A 204-nucleotide genomic window follows, 5' to 3' on the forward strand; every position below is an offset into this window, starting at 1 on the left:
GAACTACGCACCCCCGACTACTGGACCGACCAGATCCGCGGCACCGTACGCTTCACCGACGCCCTCACCTCCCTCCACGAAGCCGGAACCACCACCTTCGTAGAGATCGGCCCCGACGCCGTCCTCACCGCCCTCACCCAGGACACACTCGACGACACCACCACCATCCCCCTCCTGCGCCGCGACCACGACGAAACCCGCAGC

General features: G+C 67.6%; 1 protein-coding gene. It reads left to right on the top strand.

Features of this window, described 5'->3' with window-relative positions:
- The coding region (locus IG05_RS43465) for an acyltransferase domain-containing protein (protein WP_037816140.1) at positions 1-204 on the top strand (204 nt) is incomplete at both ends.

Source organism: Streptomyces sp. NRRL S-1022 (assembly GCF_000720135.1).
Taxonomy (GTDB): domain Bacteria; phylum Actinomycetota; class Actinomycetes; order Streptomycetales; family Streptomycetaceae; genus Streptomyces.